The organism is Enterococcus sp. DIV0421, from assembly GCF_051713745.1.
Lineage (GTDB): Bacteria > Bacillota > Bacilli > Lactobacillales > Enterococcaceae > Enterococcus_D > Enterococcus_D casseliflavus.
The window spans coordinates 76,789-95,323 of sequence record NZ_JBIOQM010000001.1 but is presented as its reverse complement, the minus strand read 5'-3'; the positions used below and the strand labels follow the sequence as shown (position 1 = coordinate 95,323).

At 43.4% G+C, this 18,535-nt stretch carries 15 protein-coding genes; 9 read left to right on the top strand and 6 right to left on the bottom strand.

Annotated features, from left to right (window positions below; translation table 11 throughout):
• Window positions 1-153 precede the first annotated feature (153 nt).
• From IGI96_RS00415 to IGI96_RS00405, 3 genes are all read left to right on the top strand, one after another.
• A complete protein-coding gene (locus IGI96_RS00415; protein ID WP_270288063.1) occupies window positions 154-1,782 on the top strand; it encodes a PTS transporter subunit EIIC in 1,629 nt (542 codons plus the stop codon).
• Window positions 1,782-3,113 (top strand): 6-phospho-alpha-glucosidase, encoded by a 1,332-nt coding sequence (locus IGI96_RS00410; RefSeq protein ID WP_034858513.1) that lies wholly within the window; start codon window positions 1,782-1,784, stop codon window positions 3,111-3,113. Before IGI96_RS00415 ends, IGI96_RS00410 begins: the two co-directional genes overlap by 1 nt.
• Before the next feature lie 220 nt (window positions 3,114-3,333).
• A complete protein-coding gene (locus IGI96_RS00405; RefSeq protein WP_375838675.1) occupies window positions 3,334-4,707 on the top strand; it encodes a gluconokinase in 1,374 nt (457 codons plus the stop codon).
• 18 nt (window positions 4,708-4,725) lie between these two features.
• Here IGI96_RS00405 and IGI96_RS00400 read toward each other — a convergent pair whose 3' ends face one another.
• Entirely contained in the window at window positions 4,726-5,466 is a 741-nt protein-coding gene (locus IGI96_RS00400; protein ID WP_074932736.1) for a MurR/RpiR family transcriptional regulator, read from the bottom strand.
• 151 nt (window positions 5,467-5,617) lie between these two features.
• Here IGI96_RS00400 and IGI96_RS00395 point away from each other — a divergent pair, with 151 nt between their 5' ends.
• The 5 genes from IGI96_RS00395 to IGI96_RS00375 all read left to right on the top strand — a co-directional run bounded on the left by IGI96_RS00395 (window position 5,618) and on the right by IGI96_RS00375 (window position 9,812).
• The gene (locus IGI96_RS00395; RefSeq protein ID WP_270288061.1) at window positions 5,618-6,370 is read left to right on the top strand and encodes an IclR family transcriptional regulator; all 753 of its coding nucleotides are present in this window, start codon (window positions 5,618-5,620) and stop codon (window positions 6,368-6,370) included.
• Between the two features lie 110 nt (window positions 6,371-6,480).
• A complete protein-coding gene (locus tag IGI96_RS00390) occupies window positions 6,481-7,128 on the top strand; it encodes a bifunctional 4-hydroxy-2-oxoglutarate aldolase/2-dehydro-3-deoxy-phosphogluconate aldolase (protein WP_005229908.1) in 648 nt (215 codons plus the stop codon).
• A 1-nt stretch (window position 7,129) separates the two neighbouring features.
• Window positions 7,130-8,128: a sugar kinase gene (locus IGI96_RS00385; RefSeq protein WP_115232477.1), complete on the top strand. Its 999-nt coding sequence runs from the start codon at window positions 7,130-7,132 to the stop codon at window positions 8,126-8,128.
• 12 nt (window positions 8,129-8,140) lie between these two features.
• Entirely contained in the window at window positions 8,141-8,983 is an 843-nt protein-coding gene (kduI, locus tag IGI96_RS00380) for a 5-dehydro-4-deoxy-D-glucuronate isomerase (protein ID WP_005229915.1), read from the top strand.
• A gap of 22 nt (window positions 8,984-9,005) precedes the next feature.
• A complete protein-coding gene (locus IGI96_RS00375) occupies window positions 9,006-9,812 on the top strand; it encodes a gluconate 5-dehydrogenase (protein WP_005229917.1) in 807 nt (268 codons plus the stop codon).
• Window positions 9,813-10,070: 258 nt separating this feature from the next.
• Here the strand turns inward: IGI96_RS00375 and IGI96_RS00370 are convergent, their stop codons facing one another.
• The 5 genes from IGI96_RS00370 to IGI96_RS00350 all read right to left on the bottom strand — a co-directional run bounded on the left by IGI96_RS00370 (window position 10,071) and on the right by IGI96_RS00350 (window position 16,141).
• Complete coding sequence (locus IGI96_RS00370; protein ID WP_270288059.1) at window positions 10,071-10,742, bottom strand: rhamnogalacturonan acetylesterase; 672 nt, start codon at window positions 10,740-10,742, stop codon at window positions 10,071-10,073.
• Between the two features lie 10 nt (window positions 10,743-10,752).
• Entirely contained in the window at window positions 10,753-12,141 is a 1,389-nt protein-coding gene (gene uxaC, locus IGI96_RS00365; RefSeq protein ID WP_270288058.1) for a glucuronate isomerase, read from the bottom strand.
• A gap of 20 nt (window positions 12,142-12,161) precedes the next feature.
• Window positions 12,162-13,673: a UxaA family hydrolase gene (locus IGI96_RS00360; RefSeq protein WP_270288057.1), complete on the bottom strand. Its 1,512-nt coding sequence runs from the start codon at window positions 13,671-13,673 to the stop codon at window positions 12,162-12,164.
• Between the two features lie 12 nt (window positions 13,674-13,685).
• Window positions 13,686-15,089: a tagaturonate reductase gene (locus IGI96_RS00355; RefSeq protein WP_270288056.1), complete on the bottom strand. Its 1,404-nt coding sequence runs from the start codon at window positions 15,087-15,089 to the stop codon at window positions 13,686-13,688.
• A gap of 71 nt (window positions 15,090-15,160) precedes the next feature.
• Window positions 15,161-16,141 (bottom strand): LacI family DNA-binding transcriptional regulator, encoded by a 981-nt coding sequence (locus IGI96_RS00350; RefSeq protein ID WP_142974118.1) that lies wholly within the window; start codon window positions 16,139-16,141, stop codon window positions 15,161-15,163.
• 162 nt (window positions 16,142-16,303) lie between these two features.
• Between IGI96_RS00350 and IGI96_RS00345 the strand changes: the two genes are divergently transcribed.
• A complete protein-coding gene (locus tag IGI96_RS00345; protein WP_438784774.1) occupies window positions 16,304-18,517 on the top strand; it encodes an AraC family transcriptional regulator in 2,214 nt (737 codons plus the stop codon).
• The last annotated feature ends 18 nt before the right edge of the window (window positions 18,518-18,535 follow it).

Genomic DNA, 18,535 nt, shown 5'->3' with positions numbered 1-18,535 from the left:
GTTTTTGCTTGTATTCGCCACTAGCAAGGAAGTAGACAGGATGAAACATGTTCCAATCTTTGAAACGCATTGAATTGAAAACGTTTGCTATTCTATTAGTAACAAATGTTTCCTATAATGAACCTACAAATCAACTACAAAGGAGTTTCCTCAATGAAAGAAAAAGTGATGGATGCGATGCAGAAATTCTCCAAGGCAATGTTTGTGCCCGTTTTGATTTTGCCGATCGCAGGGATATTGATTGCCGTTGGGAATGTGTTTACAAATGTCCGCTTGCTTGAGCAGTTTCCTTTTTTGGATAATCCGATAACCATCGGTTTTGGTAGTATCTTATCCGCTTCCTTATTACCGATTTTAACCAATTTAGGCATTATTTTTTGTGTTGGGATCGCTCTAGGGTTGGCCAATAAGAAAAAGGCTGAAGCGGGATTTACCGCGTTGTTGGGATATTTCGTCTTCTTAAATGCCATGAACAAATTCATGGAGCTTCGGGGGATGTTGGTTCCAGCCGATGCACTTCAAGGTTCAGGACAAGCGATTGTTTTAGGGATCCAAGTGCTGGATATGGGGGTCTTTCTTGGCATCATTTTAGGAATCGTCGTGGCATTGGTCCACAATCGTTTCATCGATACGAGCTTTAACAATGCCTTTCAAGTTTATGGTGGCGCGCGCTTCGTCTTTATTGTCTTGATTCCGGTCGTCGTGTTGCTAGCCATCGTTTCCACGTTTGTATGGCCAGTAATACAAACTGGCATTGACGGTTTAGGCGGCATCATTCAGCAAACGGGCAACTTTGGTATCTTCTTGTACGGTACGCTAGAACGCTTATTGATTCCAACTGGCTTGCATCACTTGATCTACACGCCGTTTTTGTATACTTCATTAGGCGGTGTCGCAGAAGTTGGCGGTCAAGTCTTTGAAGGGGCAAGAAACATTTATTTTGCGGAAATTGCTGACCCAGCAGTCCGCGTATTATCGCAAAGTGTCATTTGGGACGCTCGTGGGATCTCAAAAATGTTTGGACTGATCGGTGCCTGTTTGGCGATGTATCAAACGGCAAAACCAGAAAATAAAGTCAAAGTCAAAGCCATTTTGATTCCAGCAGTTGTGACTTCCTTTATTGCAGGTGTGACTGAACCAATCGAATTTTCTTTTATGTTCGTGGCACCTGTTTTGTTCGTCATTCATTCTGCCCTTAGCGGCTTGAGCATGGTGGCGTTAAATCTCTTTGGTTCTCGCGCCATCGGACCGAATGGCTTCATCGACTTTCTTTTGTACAACTTGCCCTTAGGGATCGAGAAAACTCGCTGGCCAGTGTACTTGATCGTCGGGGTCGTCTTCTTCTTTCTTTATTACTTCTTGTTCCGCTTTTTGATCACGAAACTGAATTTGAAAACGGTCGGGCGTGAAGAAGATGGGACAGAGACCAAACTGTATTCGAAGAAAGAGTACAAAGAAAAACAACTTGCTGGAGCAGGTGTCGGGGTCATGGCGAATGACCAAGCCGCCACTAGTCCGACTGGTGAAACAAGTATCTCAGCAATTATCACCAAAGCGCTAGGTGGCGATGACAATATCAAAACCATCGACAACTGCTATACCCGCTTACGTTTAAAACTAAAGGATCCTGAACTCGTGGATGAAGCACTGCTAAAAGACGAAACACAAGCCAAAGGCGTGATCAAAAATGGTGAAAATGTCCATGTCGTCTATGGGTTGACCGTGCCGAAAGTGCGGGAAGAGTTAGAAAATTATCTGGGAAGAGAAGGAGAGATTGAATGATGAAAAATTTTTCAGTAGTGATCGCAGGGGGCGGCAGTACTTTTACCCCGGGAATCGTTATGATGCTGCTTGACAATCAAGAACGCTTTCCTTTAAGAAAGCTGAAACTATACGACAATGATGAAGCACGCCAAGCGATCCTTGGTGAAGCCCTAGCGATTTTATTAAAAGAACAAGCACCGCAAATCGAATTTTCGTTTACGACGGATCCTGAAGAAGCCTTCAGCGATGTCGATTTCTGTATGGCGCATATTCGAGTAGGAAAGTATGACATGCGGGAAAAAGATGAAAAAGTCCCTTTGCGCCATGGCGTCTTTGGCCAAGAAACCTGTGGACCAGGAGGGATCGCTTATGGGATGCGCAGCATCACTGGTATGCTGGAGATCATTGATTACATGGAAAAATATTCCCCCGATTGTTGGATGCTGAATTATTCCAATCCAGCTGCAATCGTAGCTGAAGCATGTCGAGTCTTGCGTCCAAAATCAAAGGTTCTGAATATCTGTGACATGCCCGTGGGCACGTTGCGTCGCATGTCGCAAATCATCGGCAAGCAGCCAGAGGAACTAGAAGTTCGCTACTTTGGCTTGAATCATTTTGGCTGGTGGACCAGCGTCAAAGACAAAGAAGGCACGGAGTACATTCAAACCATTCGTGACTACGTTGCAGAACATGGCTATTTGACGCAGATCGAAGTGGATACCCAACATACTGACCCAAGTTGGCAAGACACCCACAAAAAAGCCAAAGACCTCTTGGCGCTCACACCAGAATATCTGCCAAATACGTACTTGAAGTATTATTTATACCCAGATTACGTCTACGAACACATGAAAGAACATCCAGAGTATACGCGTTCCAATGAAGTGATGGAAGGACGGGAAAAACGAGTGTTCGATCATGCCAAAAAGATCACTGCCCAAGGCTCTGCTGAAGGGATCGCCTTTGAGATTGATGCCCATGCAACCTTTATCGTTGATTTGGCACGCGCCATCGCTTTTAATACGCATGAGCGAATGGTCATGATTGTGGAAAACAACGGCGCGATTGCGAACTTCCCAGATGATGCCATGGTGGAAGTGCCATGTATCGTCGGTTCTGATGGACCAGAAGCTCTCGCTCAAGGAAAAATTCCTGCCTTCCAACAAGCGCTCATGTTCCAACAGGTGACTGTGGAAAAATTAGTGGTCGAAGCATATGTGGAAAAGAGCTATCAAAAAATGTGGCAAGCGTTAAGCCTTTCCAAAACGATTCCTAGCGCAAAAGTAGCCAAAGAGTTGCTCGATGATTTGGTCTCGGAAAATGGTGATTACTGGCCAGGATTGTCTTGATTTGTTTCACATTTGCGAAACATTCGCTGGTTGGATAACTGAAAGAGGAAGATTCTCCAAGAATCTTTCTCTTTTTTGATTTTTGTTGTGGAAGGATAATTCTCTGAAGAAAATCACCACGAAACGTCTTATCAACAAAATGATCAGACAGGTATACTAGAATATGCCACTAACTATGGTAGAATAAAGCTAATTGAATCAGATGAGAGGGAGCAATGCGATGTTTTTAGGGATTGATATCGGCACGACAGCCATAAAATTTGGGGTCATTGAAGATCGGAAAATCATTTACTCACAGTCATTACCAATCAAAACCCATAGCCACGGGTTAAAACAGACCCAATCAGCGACCCAGATCAGTAGCCAATTGATCAGTGGTGTCACAACGATTCCCGCTCAATTAAAAGCGGCAATCACAGTGATCGGGTTCAGTACCGCCATGCACAGTTTGATGCCAGTGGAGGGCGGGACAGCAGAAGAGATTTACATTTGGTCAGACAATCAAGCGAGTCAAACGATGACGGCCTTTCGTCAAACGGATCTGGCGGCAACGTTTTATGAAGAGACAGGGACACCGATCCATGCGATGTCTCCCTTTGCGAAACTGGCTTATTTCCAAACAAATGGTTCATATTCCAAAGAGACGAAATGGTTTGGCTTAAAAGAACTAGCAATGGCGTTGTTTACCGGACAAGCAAGGATCGATTATAGTACCGCATCAGCGACCGGTCTTTTTTCTTTGAAAGAAAAGCAATGGAGTCAAAAGATTCTCAATTATTTATCCCTTTCAAAAGCCCAGTTAGCGCCTTTATGTGCACCGACTGATCGTTTTTTGATTACCGAGGAGATGGCGCAGCGGTGTGGCTTGAAGCCTGAGGTAGAAGTGATGTGTGGGGCTAGCGATGGGTGTTTAGCAGCATATGCTGGCTATATTTCTACAGGGATCCGCAACAGCTTGACGATCGGAACCAGTGCGGCGGTTCGTAAAGTAAGTGAGACCACCGTCTTTGATCGCCAAAAACAAAATTTTTGCTACTATCTGCAAGATGACCTCTATGTCGTAGGGGCACCTTCAAACAATGGTGGCTGTGTCCTTGCTTGGGCAAAAGAGACCTTATCAGAAGATCCTGATGCGTTTTATCATTATCTGCCTCAAGTCATGGAGGAGTCGCCGATTGGCAGTAACGGCTTACGTTTTTTTCCCTATTTAAACGGGGAGCGGGCACCTTTTTGGACAAATGAGATCACAGGCGGCTTTTCTGGCTTGACCCTGAAACACAATCGCTCAGACATGTTGCGGGCAGTCATCGAAGGCATGCTGATGAACATCGATTTATTAAAGCAAATGGCGCAGTTGGAAGAGGCAGTCACTGTAAGTGGTGGTTTCTTTCAAACAAAACTTTTAGGTCAAATGACCGCGGATGTGTTGGGGCTGACCTGTTATCTTTCCGATGAAAACGAACCGATATTCGGCTTGTATGATTTATACAAAAGCTCTGTTGTGCGGCAAGATCAGCCAGATGAAAAATTTGTTCCTGATCCGCAGAACCAAGCGCTCTATCAAGAACTGGCAAAAACCTATTTTCAAGCATAAGCAAAAACCAGCAATCCACTAGGGTTGCTGGTTTTCTTTTTCAACATGGGTAAAAGCGTCGACGATATATTCCATCAATAAGAGCAGCTTACCAAAGAAGCTAGTGTACTGGATGTTTTGGGTGTCGTAGGGACGTTCATCGGTCACTTCAAAGGAAAAGGTCGCTAGTTGATTAGCGCGATGATCACCGTTCCCGCAAAACAAAACAGTTGGTATGTGATGTTCATTGGCTAATGTCATCTTCTCCAGTACTTTTTGTGTTTCGCCAGATTTAGAGATGGTGATCAGCATACTGATGTTCTCGATGTTGTTACTAATGATCCCACCTGAGTCAGAAGCACTGACTAATAAGGTTTTAATGCCGTTGACAAGCATTTTTTTGTGGAGGTATTCTGCCACGATCCCAGAAAAACCTGTTGCATAAATCGTAATAAACTTGTCCTTGTTTCGTTCATAGATTTCTTTGATCGCGTCGATCGTATCTGCAATACTGGCAGCGTCAATTTGGTAATCGATGGCGGCTTCAGTGATCGTCTGATTTTTCAAGCGATTCTTTAAGAAGTAAAGTAGCTCTAGATAGCCAGAAAAACCTAATTTTTGCGCAAGCCGCACGATGGTTGCGGGAGAAGTGTAGATCGCTTTAGCGATTTCTCTTAAGGGCAGTCCATCGATCGCAGCGGTATTTGCAAGCAAATAATCAAGGATTTGCAGCTCATTGTCAGTCAATTTTTTTCCTTTGATCAATACATTTAAGTCCATTGTTCGGCACTCCTTTGTCTTGTCTTCATCATACAATGAATAACGACAGAAAGTAAAATAGGAATTGCGTCATGCTGATATATAGGAAAAAAGATTGTGCATTTCCTAAAAAGATATTATAATTTCTTATATAGAAAATAAAGGTGGAGAAATGATGACGCAAAAACCATATGGAACCGTACTACTAAAAGCAGCAACCATTTTAGATTATCTCGCAGAAGCGCCAAGTAAACCATTGCAAGAAATTTCAGAAGCAACGAAACTGACCCCATCCACAGCTTTGAAAATATTAGAAACGCTGCAAATGATCGGCTATGTCAAACGGGACAAAGAGAAGAATTATCGCTTAGGGTCTAAGCTGATCAAGTATGCCAATCAAAACATTCAAGAGCTTGATTTAGTGGAAATCAGCTTGCCTTACTTGGAAGCATTGCAGAAAACGGCGGATGAAACGATCCACTTAGGGGTCTTGACTGCCAATGAGATTCTTTATGTCAATAAATTGGAGCCCCACAATCAAACGATCCGCATGTCTTCCAAAGTAGGGATCACAAGACCATTGTATAGCTCTGCCATGGGGAAAGCCGTTTTAGCGGAGTTTGATGTCCCTCAAGTGGAAGAATATTTGGCAGCAACGCCTTTAACCGCTTATACGGAAAACACCATTACGAATCAGTTGAAGTTGAAGAAAGAATTGGAACAGGCAAAAGAAAACCAAGTAGCGTTTGATGATGAAGAAATGGAACAAGAAATCTATTGCATCGGCGCCTCACTGATAAAGGATCAGGAGATCGTTGGGGCGTTTTCTATCAGCCTACCGAAATACCGCTTGACCCCAGAATACAAATCGACATTGATCGATGCGATTATTGCGACAAAACAACAAATTGAACAAGCATTATAAACTTTTTAGTGGAAAGCCCTTGCAAATAAAAACGAGAACGGTATAATAAACGTGTAAGTTTCTTTATAATAAATACCATTTTCCAAATAGGAAATAAATGGAGGGTCTCAATGAAAAAAGTAGCGAATTTAATGAAACTAAAGGAAAGCGGCGTGATCGCTGTTGTGCGTGGCGCTTCAAAAGAAGAAGCACTACAAGCAAGTAAAGCGATCGTTGCAGGGGGGATCACTGGCATTGAGTTGACTTTTACAGTGCCTCAAGCGGCGGATGTAATCGCTGAATTAGTAGCAACCTTCAAAGATAATCCAGAGGTAGTCGTTGGTGCGGGGACCGTTCTTGATGCAGTGACTGCTCGCTTAGCGATCATGGCAGGAGCACAATATGTGGTAAGCCCAACCTTTGATCAAGAAACGGCTGAATTATGTAATTTATATCAAATCCCGTATCTGCCTGGTTGCATGACCATTTCAGAAATGAAGGACGCCTTAAAAGCAGGCGCAGATATCATTAAACTATTCCCGGGTAGTGCGTATGGACCAAGTATCATCTCGGCCTTCAAAGCACCATTGCCACAATTAAACATTATGCCGACCGGTGGTGTCAGCTTAGACAACATGCAAGAATGGTTTGCGGCGGGTGTCGTAGCCGTTGGTGTAGGGGGGAATTTGTTAGCGCCAGCAGCAAGTGGCGATTTTGACAAAGTAACAGAAGTAGCGAAACAATATGCGGCAAAATTAAAAGAGATTCGAGGAAAGTAAGATGGCAAACATTCTGACACTAGGAGAAATCATGTTGCGTCTATCGACAACGTTAGGCGACCGAATCGCCCATAGTTCGATGTTTGCTGCCCATTATGGCGGTGGAGAAGCCAATGTTGCGATCTCCTTAGCGAATTTTGGTCATCGCGTTTCTTTTGCTAGTAAAGTGCCTGAGAATGCTTTAGGAGATGCCGTTTTTCATCATTTACGAAGCTATGGCGTCGATTGTCGCCACGTGCTTCGTGGCGGTTCCCGACTAGGTACTTACTATATTGAAACCGGTATCGGGGAACGAGCAGCGCGAGTGGTTTATGATCGCGCAGGCTCTAGCTTTGCTCAAATGAAAGAAAATGAGTGGCAATCTGACCTTTTTGATGGGGTTGATATTGTTCACCTTTCAGGGATCACGCCCGCTCTTTCAACGACTTGGCAGACACTTTTGCTGACGTTGATCAAAGAAGCGAAAGCAGCTGGTTGTAAAATCAGTTTCGATATCAATTATCGTGGAAAGCTGTGGACGACCGCTGAAGCACGCGTCTTTTTGCAAGAAGTGCTCCCCTATGTCGATTATTGCTCGGCAGGACAGTTAGATGCCCAAGTCTTTATGGATGTATCAGCTCCAACAGAGGAAGTCGAAGATGACTACTATTATCAAGAAATGCATCGGAAATACCCAAATATCCAGCTCTTTTATTCAACTAGTCGTCAGGTGCTCTCAGCAAGTCACAATCAATTGACAGGAAGCCTATGGCACAACGGCAATTATGTCGTTTCTGCTACCCATGAGATCAATCCAATCGTTGATCGCGTCGGCGGCGGCGATGCCTTTTCAGCTGGTATCCTACATGGTCTTGTCACGAAGAAACAAGACCAAGAAATCATTGATTTTGCCACTGCAGCATCTGCTTTGAAACATACGATCCATGGCGACTGTAATCAGTTTAGCGCCAATGAGATACAAGAATTTATTGCAACAGGTTCAGGAAAAATTATCCGATAGGAGGAATAAAACATGCAACACATGGAAACACGCTATACCCATAGTCCACTTGATATTCGTCACTATAGTACCGAGGAATTACGCAGAGAATTTTTGGTAGAGAAAATTTTCACACCAGGACAAATCATGCTGACCTATACCCACAATGATCGGATGATCTTTGGCGGAGTGACACCGACAGAAGAAGCGTTAGAAGTGCAATTAAGCAGCGAATTAGGGGTGGAATACTTCTTAGAACGTCGCGAATTAGGCGTCATCAATATTGGAGGACCTGGTGCGATCACGATCGATGGCCAAAAAGAACCAATGAAAAAACAAGACGGCTACTATATCGGCAAGGAAACCAAACAAGTCTTGTTTCACTCTGATGATCCAGCAAATCCAGCGAAATTCTATCTATCTTGCGTGCCAGCACATAAGAAATACCCAAATGTAAAAATCAGTATCGATCAAGTCACACCAATGGAGACAGGGGAGGGCTTGACATTAAATGAACGGAAAATTTATCAATACATTCACCCAAATGTTTGTGAAAGCTGTCAATTACAAATGGGGTACACGATCTTAGAACCAGGCAGTGCTTGGAATACGATGCCAAGTCATACCCATGAACGTCGGATGGAAGCATATGTGTATTTTGATTTTGCCAACGAAGACACAAAAGTGTTCCATATGATGGGCAAACCAGATGAAACGAAGCATTTAGTCGTTAGTGAAGAACAAGCAGTTATTTCTCCAAGCTGGTCGATCCATTCGGGTGTTGGAACCAGTAACTACTCCTTTATCTGGGCAATGTGTGGCGAAAATATCACCTATACCGACATGGATATGGTGGCAATGGACGACTTAAAATAAAAAGAAAGAGGGTTTATCAATTATGGATTTTTCAATGGATCAATTTCGTTTAGATGGTAAGATCGCATTAGTGACAGGAGCTGTCTATGGGATCGGTTTTACGATCGCTCGTTCACTAGCAGCAGCAGGAGCAACGATCGTTTTTAACAACTTGGATCAAGAATCAGTGGATAAAGGATTAGCAAACTATCGTGAAGCAGGGATCGAAGCCCACGGCTATGTCTGTGATGTAACGGATGAAAAAGCAGTCAACGAAATGGTCAAGCAGATCGAAGAAGAAGTTGGCGTGATCGATATCTTAGTCAATAATGCTGGGATCATCAAACGAATCCCGATGTTGGAGATGTCTGCTGAAGACTTCCGCCAAGTCGTTGACGTGGACTTGAACGCTCCATTTATCGTTTCAAAAGCAGTCTTACCGTCAATGATCAAAAAAGGACATGGAAAAATCATCAACATTTGCTCAATGATGAGTGAATTGGGAAGAGAAACGGTGGCTGGTTACGCAGCGGCTAAAGGCGGCTTGAAAATGTTGACGAAAAACATTTGTGCTGAATTTGGTTCAGCTAACATTCAATGTAATGGGATCGGACCTGGTTATATTGCAACACCGCAAACCGCACCATTACGAGAGATCCAACCAGACGGTTCTCGTCACCCATTTGATCAATTTATCGTAGCGAAAACACCTGCTGCCCGTTGGGGTGAGCCAGAAGATTTAGCAGGACCAACGGTTTTCTTAGCTTCTGAGGCATCCAACTTTGTCAATGGCCATGTCTTATATGTAGACGGCGGTATCTTGGCGTATATCGGGAAACAACCTGAATAAAACAATCAGTAGTAAGGATGGGGACGATTGTAATCGTTCCCTTTTTTATGGTGCAACACCTAAGAAATGCAAGGCTTTAAAAGGTAGCTTGGCGATAAATGGGTTGAAGCAAAGGAATGGCAAACAAATCTTTTAGAAAGAGTGAAAAGCAAAACGCTGTGAAGGAAAATGTTCTTCGCAGCGTTTTGCTTGAGTAGCTCTTTTTCAAATCAGGTAGCGTATTTATGTTAGGGGAAGATTCAACACGAACAATGAGTTTTAATCTAACAAAACTTGTTGTGCAAGCGGTAATGGAGCATTTGTCAAACATTTGGCAACTAATTTGGCGACGGCTGTAGCACCTTGGTCATTCAAATGCGTGTTATCCGTAATGCCGGCTGGATAATTGGGGTGCTGGTTTTTTTCTAATCGAAGAAAATAGGTTTTCGCCTGTTGTGGTTCCAGTGCTGAAAAGAACCGTTGTGTTGCGGCAAAAAGATCCAGACAGACCACATCCAAGGAGGTAGCCAAAGCACGCATTGCTTCTGGGTAAGGACCGACTGCCAAAGGATCAAGTTGCTGTTGGTCCACGTAATGCAAACGAGTGATCGAGGTCAATAGGATCGGTGTCGCTTGCTGCTGGCGTGCCGTTTGCACGAAGGTTGCTAAATTATGCTGATATTCTACAGGTGTCGTACCACGACTATCTGTTTTTTGATCGTTGTGTCCAAATTGAATCAAGAGATAATCACCAGCATATAGTTCTTTTTTTGCCTGCAACAAGCGTCCTTCTTCAATGAAGCTTTTGGAGGAACGTCCATTTTTTGCCAAGTTGACGATTTGATGCTGGGGGAGATAGCGTGAGATCTTTTCACCCCAGCCCGTTTCTGGACGAGCGCTAGGCTCTTTGATCGATGCGGTGGAATCACCGACGATGACGATTTTTTCCATTGTCTTTCTCCTAAAATTTGAAGTAGTTGTTGGCGTTTTGATAACAGACATTTTCTACTAATGGTTTTAGCTGACGAAGATCAGCAGGTGCTTCACCACGTACAACGATCTCAGCAAGCCATTCACAAAAGACGCGTCGGAAATATTCATGACGGGTGTAAGACAAAAAGCTTCTTGAATCCGTCAGCATGCCGACAAAGTTAAAGATCACACTGCCATCTGCGAATTTCGTCAATTGGTGACGCATGCCTGCGCGGGTGTCGTTATACCACCAGCCAGATCCTAACTGCAATTTATTATTGCCTTCTTGCTGGAAGCACCCCATCAAAGCGACGAGTGCATCATAGTCATTGGGATTTAAGGAGTAGAGAATCGTTTGAGGCAAATGGTCCTGCGCATCAGCAGCGTTCAATAATTTCTGCAAGCTTTGAGTCAGTGGTTGATCATTGATGCCATCGTAGCCCGTATCTGGTCCCAAGCGCTCAAACATTCGTTGATTGCAGTTACGGTACGCATGGACATGCAGTTGCATCGTCCAACCATGTTCGTGATACAGCTTCATCAGTTCAACTAGAACATTGGTTTTGAAGAACGAGACTTCGTTTTCCTCTAAAGATTCTCCAGCTAATGCTTTGGCAAAAATTGCTTCAAGGGATAACTGTTCGTCTGCAGCATACACTAAAGTATCCAACGCATGGTCAGACAAGCGGCAGTGATGCTGGTGAAAGTAGGTTACACGGTCCCGCAAGGCTCTCAAGAAAGCATCGTAGGTAGTGATCGCGTTTTCGACACTTTTTTCGAGTTTGGTAACATAGGTAAGAAAATTCGGATGGTCGATTTGTAACGCTTTGTCAGGTCGAAAGGTCGGCAAGACCCGAAAACGTTGTTCTGTTTGGCTTAATTGGTGATGATAGTGAAGATCATCGACTGGATCATCTGTGGTGCAAACGATCTCGACGTTACTGCGAGCAATCAAAGCTCTTCGGGTAAAGTCTTTTTGCTGCAATTTTTCGTTGCATAGCCTCCACAAAGTTTCGGCATTTTCTTCAGTAACGGGAAGATCGATCTCAAAAAATCGCTTTAATTCTAAATGGGTCCAACTGTAAAGGGGATTTCCCACCAATTTTGGCACTGTTTGACACCATGCCAAAAATTTTTCATAATCACTGGCATTGCCCGTAATCGCTTCTTCGGGTACGCCACAAGCGCGCATCAATCGCCATTTGTAATGATCACCACTTAGCCAGGCCTCGGTGATAGCTTTAAAGGGCCGATCCTCATAGATTTCTTTCGGGTCTAGGTGGCAGTGGTAATCAATAATCGGCAGCTCTTTGGCATAGTCATGGTATAGTGTTTGAGCAATTTCATTTGGCAATAAATAGTTTTCATTTAAAAACATGTCGGACCTCTTTTCTTTGATTATAGTGTCACGCCATTTTTAAAGATGGCGATCTCACGAACGTTGTTGGCTTCATTACGCGTCGGTTTTCCACTGGCAGTATCGATGATCGCTTGAATAAAATCTTCCAGCACGACCTCCATCGGCTCTTCCAACAAGCGGCCAGCGTTGAAATCCATCCAGTGGGGTTTCTTATGATAAATCTCTTGATTCGTGGCAACTTTCATGGTCGGCACATAGGCACCAAATGGCGTGCCGCGACCAGTGGTAAATAAGACGAGTTGGCAATAGGCAGAAGCCAGTGCAGAAGCGGCAACAAGGTCGTTTCCTGGACCTTCCAGTAGGCTCAAGCCTGGCTTACGGAGTTTTTCCCCATATTTTAAGACATCGACGACAGCGGAAGTCCCAGATTTTTGGGTACAGCCTAATGACTTATCTTCTAGCGTAGTGATGCCGCCTGCCTTATTGCCAGGAGAAGGATTTTCATAGACTGGTTCACCGTAAGCAAGAAAATAATCTTTAAAGTCGTTGATTAGATGGAGGATTTTTTCAAAGGTTGCTTCATCTTGTGCACGCGCCATCAAGACTTGTTCAGCGCCAAACATTTCGGGTACTTCCGTCAAGACCGTACTGCCACCTTGAGAAACTAAAAAGTCAGAAAATGCCCCCAACAAAGGGTTGGCGGTGATCCCAGAAAACCCGTCGGAACCCCCACATTTTAACCCGATCTTTAGCTCACTCAAGGGAACGGCTTCTCGTTGATCCTCTTTTGCTGCTTCCAGTAATTCTTCTAATAAGCTTTCGCCGACCGCAATTTCATCGTCGCTTTCCTGTGCCACCATAAATTTGACGCGCTTTGGATCGTAGTCACCCAGGTTTTTCTTAAACTCGGGAACGGTGTTGTTCTCACAACCTAAGCCAAAGACCAAGACGCCACCGGCATTTGGATGATGCACCGCATCAATTAAAATTTGACGGGTGTTTTGATGATCTTGGCCTAACTGGGAGCAGCCGTAGGGATGTTTAAGGATCGTAATATGATCAAAAGTGCCAAGATCTGGATGATTCTTCTTGAAGTTTTCAACAATGATCTCTGCGATGCCATTGATACAACCAACTGTTGGCACGATCAGTAAATCATTACGAATCCCAACTTTGCCATTTGCCCGTCGATACCCTTGGAACGTCGCAGCCCTTTTTGGATAACGAACGGGATGCAAATCGGGAGCATAGGTGTATGCTAAGGTACCAGAAAGGTTGGTTTTGACATTGTGGGTATGCAACCATTGGCCAGTTTTCACGTCAGCTAAGAGATGTCCAATGGGATAGCCATATTTGATCACGTCTTGTGATTGTGCTAGATCTTTGAGGGCGATTTTGTGTCCTTGTGGAATATCCTCAAAAAGGGTGATCGTTTGGTCTTCAAATGCAAGGGTCGTTTTAGCAGCTAGTGGTTTTAATGCGACTGCGACATTGTCTTTAGGGTGCAATTTCAATAGTTGCGCGGGTGTTTCTGTTAATGTGCTGGACATAAAGATTCTCCTTTATTTCAAACTTGGCTCAGGGGTGTCAATCGACGCAAGTAACTGGCGGGGGCCGTCTTGTTTTAGGCATGTGCACATTTCATTGATCGTCTCTGTCATAAAGCTCAGGTCTGCATGCCAAAGTTGCTCATTTTTTAATAGAGCTGCGATCTGTTCTTCTGCTGGTAATTGTTTCACTTGCTGAAATATGGTTGTCACTAGCTCATCATCTTGAAAGGGTCGTGTGAGATAGAAAGTCAGCAAACCTGCCAGTGCGGCAGTGATTCGTTTTGGTACCTGCTGGTTTTGTTGGACATAACGACTTAAGACTGGTTGAAGACGCGCACGGAATTTTGAGACGCTGTTTAAAGCGATCGATTGCAGCTGATGCTTCACATAAGGATTTCTGAAGCGCTCTTTGATTTGGTCCGCATAAGCTGTAAGCTGCGCTTTAGGCAAATCAAGCATTGGAATCAACTCTTCCTGAAAAAGACCATCTAAAAAGGCTGCAAATTCACGGTCGTTCATTACTTCTTCAACGGTTTCTAAACCCGCTAAAAGACCGAGGGGAACCATCGCCGTATGAGGACCATTTAATAAATGTACTTTTTGTTCACGGTAAGGAGTCATATCTTCTGTCACGATCACATTCAACCCAGCTTCTTGCAAAGGGAGCTTTTCGGCTACGCCGTTTCCTTCGATCACCCATAGCATAAAGGGTTCCGCAGTGACCATTACGGCATCCTCATAGCCAAGAACCTCTTGGTATTGTGCCACTTTGTCGCGAGGATATCCTGGAACGATCCGATCGACTAAGCTGCAGCAAAAGGTGTTTTCTTTTTCTAACCAGTTGACGAAGTCTGATTCCAAAGACCATAATGCGGCATATTGTAAGACGATCTCTTTTAGTTTTTCCCCATTCCGATCGATCAATTCACAAGGAATGATCAAAAATCCCTTTTTTCGTAGTTGAAAACGACGATACAAAAGAGCGGTCAGTTTTGCGGGAAAACTGTGGGGAGGGGTATCGTGTAAGGTATCCTCTGGGTGAAACGCAATACCTGCTTCCGTCGTATTAGAAACGATGATCTCAAGTTGCTCGTCTTCGGCTAAAGCAAGATAGTCTTCCCATTGCTGATAAGGATTCAGCACTTGATCGATGGTGGAGACGACTTCAAATGTTTGAGATAAAGCGCCATCGACAAGTCCTTCTAAGATAACGGTGTAGAGATTTTCTTGTTGTGCCAACAGCTCTTTCAAGCCGTGATCAATCGGCTGTACCACAACGGCACTGCCGTTAAAAAGACCTTGCTTGTTCATTTGCTGCAGCTGCCAGTTAAAAAAGCCCCGCATAAAATTGCCTTCCCCGAATTGAATCACTCGGGCTGGATAGGTTTGATGGGGTTGTTCGGTAATTTTTTTCATAGAATCCTCCTTAAAAAATAGTTATGCACACGTTAACATTTTTTGCGTAAGCGCTCTTGAAAACAAGAGGCTTACAACGATTGACGAATGATTAACGAGGTATCAAAGAAATGTTGTTTCTCAACCACTTGATTGGCAAATGCTTGCAACAGCAGGGTTGCTGCCAATTGACTCATTTCATAGACTGGTTTGCGGATCGTTGTTAATGGGGGATACGTATAGGGAGAAAAAGAACTATCATCAAAACCGATGATACCGATCTCCTCAGGGATCTTTCGTCCTGCTTGATGACAGGCATTGATCGCACCGATCGCCATGTCATCATTGGCGCAAAAAATCACTTCAGGTGGTTCAGGTAAAGCGAGTAGTTGCTGGGCACCCAGCTGACCGCTTTCCAACGAGTAGTCGCCAGCTACGAAGTATTCTTTCGGGAAGACAAGCTGCTTTTCTTGAATCGCTTTCATAAATCCTTTGCGGCGCTCTCTAGCGGAACCAAAGGAAGCGATCCCTTCGATCATGGCGATCTTTCGAAAGCCTTGTTCAAGCACATAGGTGATCATTTGATAGACCCCTTGGGCATCATTACTAGTGACATTCATCAAGGTTGCATCCTGCAATTGACGATTCAAAACGACGATGGGAATATTTTTCTTTGAAAGAGCAGCGATAAAACCGTCATCACGATCGCTTTGACTCATCACGATCGCTCCATCGAGGCGATTCGGCTCTTCATCAAATGTATCGGATTGCAATAATTCATGAACCGCCAAAGTATATTCGGATGGTAGGGTATCACTGATTCCTTTGATCACTTCGACTAAAAAGCTATCGGAAGTACCAATGGATAGATGAGAAAAATAAAGACCAATGATATAGGATTTTTGATTCACCAGACTTTTGGCATTGACATTGGGCACATAGTGTAAAGATTCAGCGATGGCTGCGATCTTCTTTTTTGTTTCTGGCTTAATTAATGGGCTATCGTTTAACGCACGAGAAACAGTTGTATGTGAAACACCAGCGACTTTGGCGATATCTTTGATCGTGACCATAGAAAACCTTCTTCCTTTTTGCTTGATTCAAGCATAGCTTGTTCCCACGAGAATGTCAATACACCAAGGATGCACACGTGAAACATTTTTCAAAATAACATAGGAACTTTTTCTGGGATGTGCTAGTATAAAAGAAGATAGTTAGGTAATGGGAGGGAGTCTATGAAATTCTTTTTAAGCTATCATCAAACGTCCAACTTGTTTTATAAAATATTTATTTTGATTTTTCTAATTGGTAGCGCTTTAATCATTGGGTTTAGTGGGGTCATTTATCATCGAACGTATCAAAACATTCAAGAAACATTTTTGCAAAGTCAGCATAATTTGGTCAACCAAGTCAAAGAAAATCTGGATCAAAAAATTCAGATGGTGGAGTATGCCTTTTCTACATACAGTAGCACACAAAGCTTTTCCGATACGATGGAACAGCCGTTTTCCGTGACGAATTATCGACAAGTGCGAGAGATCAATTCACAACTGGCTTACATTGGTGTGATGGGGATCGAAAACGCCAGCTACCAATTGGTGAATTTGAATCAGCATTGGAAAATCGAAGAAGGCTCCTTAAAACAGATCGATGATACTGAATTCGCTGCTTTTCAAGCGTTGATCGACAACCAACGCTACTTGTATTGGTTGCCAGAAGATGGCTATTTAAAAATGGTGATGACGCTGCCTGTGTTTCGACAGGAAACCACTGCTTTGGGGATCGCTGAAATCCAAGACCATACCATTGCGCAGTTGGTGGCAGATCATGACGATTCCTTTTTGAATATTTTTCATGCAGACGGACAACTGCTTTTCGATAATGGTGAAGTGATCGATTCTGCCTTACAAGAAACAATGATTGCAGCTGCCCACGGCGATGGCATCTTCACTGACAAAGAAAACAATAAGTATGTGGTCACACAATCGGATTACAATCAGTGGTATCATGTGATCCGTCTGGCGCCTGCTAGCGTTTCACAAGCAATCCGTGAATTAAGAAGCGGTTTGATCGTGATTGGCAGTCTTTTGATCATCCTCTTTTTATTAGTATCCTATCGCATTGCGATCGTGGCTACCTCACCCATCAATCGGATCGGTGAGCTTTTAAAACCCAAAAAACAAGGTCAGAAATTAGAAGTCAATCAGTTGATTTCCGATATCGACCAGGTCTTACATCAAAACCACGATCTCGCCGTCAAAGTCGAGCATCAAAAGCCCGAATTAGAATCCTTGTTTCTATTAAACTTGTTTCGCGGCTGTATCTCAGAAGAAGATATTCACTTAAAACTGTCACAATTTGGGTATGAAGTATCCAAAACAGAACACTTTGCCGTATTACTGATTCAAATCGATGATTTGTGTGGACGAGAAACAGCGACTATTGATATTTTCTTGCTTGCCATCGAGAATCTCGTTTCTGAGATCATTCCAGCACATTTGCGTTTTCAACCAATCATCTCCAGTCAAGAAACCCAAGGAACGATTTTAAAGCTTCCTGAATCAGTTGACCAAAAACAAGTATTGACCTATTGTCAAAAGATCCATCAAGCGGCAAAAGATTACTTGAAAATCAAAATAAGTTGTGGGGTCTCACAATCCTATGACCGCCTCGTAGAAACCAAATTAGCGGTTGATAACGCCAAAGAAGCCTTGCACTATCGAATGAATTTAGGGGAAGAAGTCATTATCTTTTTTGACGACATTGCAGCACAATTAGACAATAACGCGATCGTTCAATACCCTAGAGAAGCAGAAAGTACCTTTTTGGATGCGATGCGTAGTGGGGAACTAGCGACCATCAAAGCGAGTTACACGGAAGTCGTACGGGAAATCATTCATGAAAACAAAAATCCGTTGACGATTGAAAGTGCCTTGTTTAAGCTGATCAACAGTATCGTTCAGCTAGGGCAACTCATAGGAGCAGATCATACCAGCTTGCAGAATAGTCGTAAAGTTTATCAATCCGTGCTCAACCAAACCAGTTTGTTCAAGGTTGAGCAAATCATCTATCATGAGTTAGTTTTACCTATCGTTGAAACGACGCAAGCCAAAACAGATCGAGAAATTCGCTCCTTGTCTGAAAAGATGGTCTTGATCGTACACCAACAATACGATCAAGATCTCTCCTTAGATAGCATTGCTGAACAGCTGCATTATAATGCCAATTACTTAAGTAATGTGTTTAAAAAGGAATTATCCATCAATTTTGCCGATTACTTACAAAACTATCGGTTACAAATCGCCAAAAAATGGTTGCGGGAAACGGATATGACGATCAAGGAAATCGCAGCCAACCTTCAATATACCAACTCTCAAAACTTCATCCGCTTTTTCAAAAAGAAAGAAGAGATGACCCCTGGAGAGTATCGCAAACGATCCAAAGACTAAAAGAAAAAAGCGCTTTTT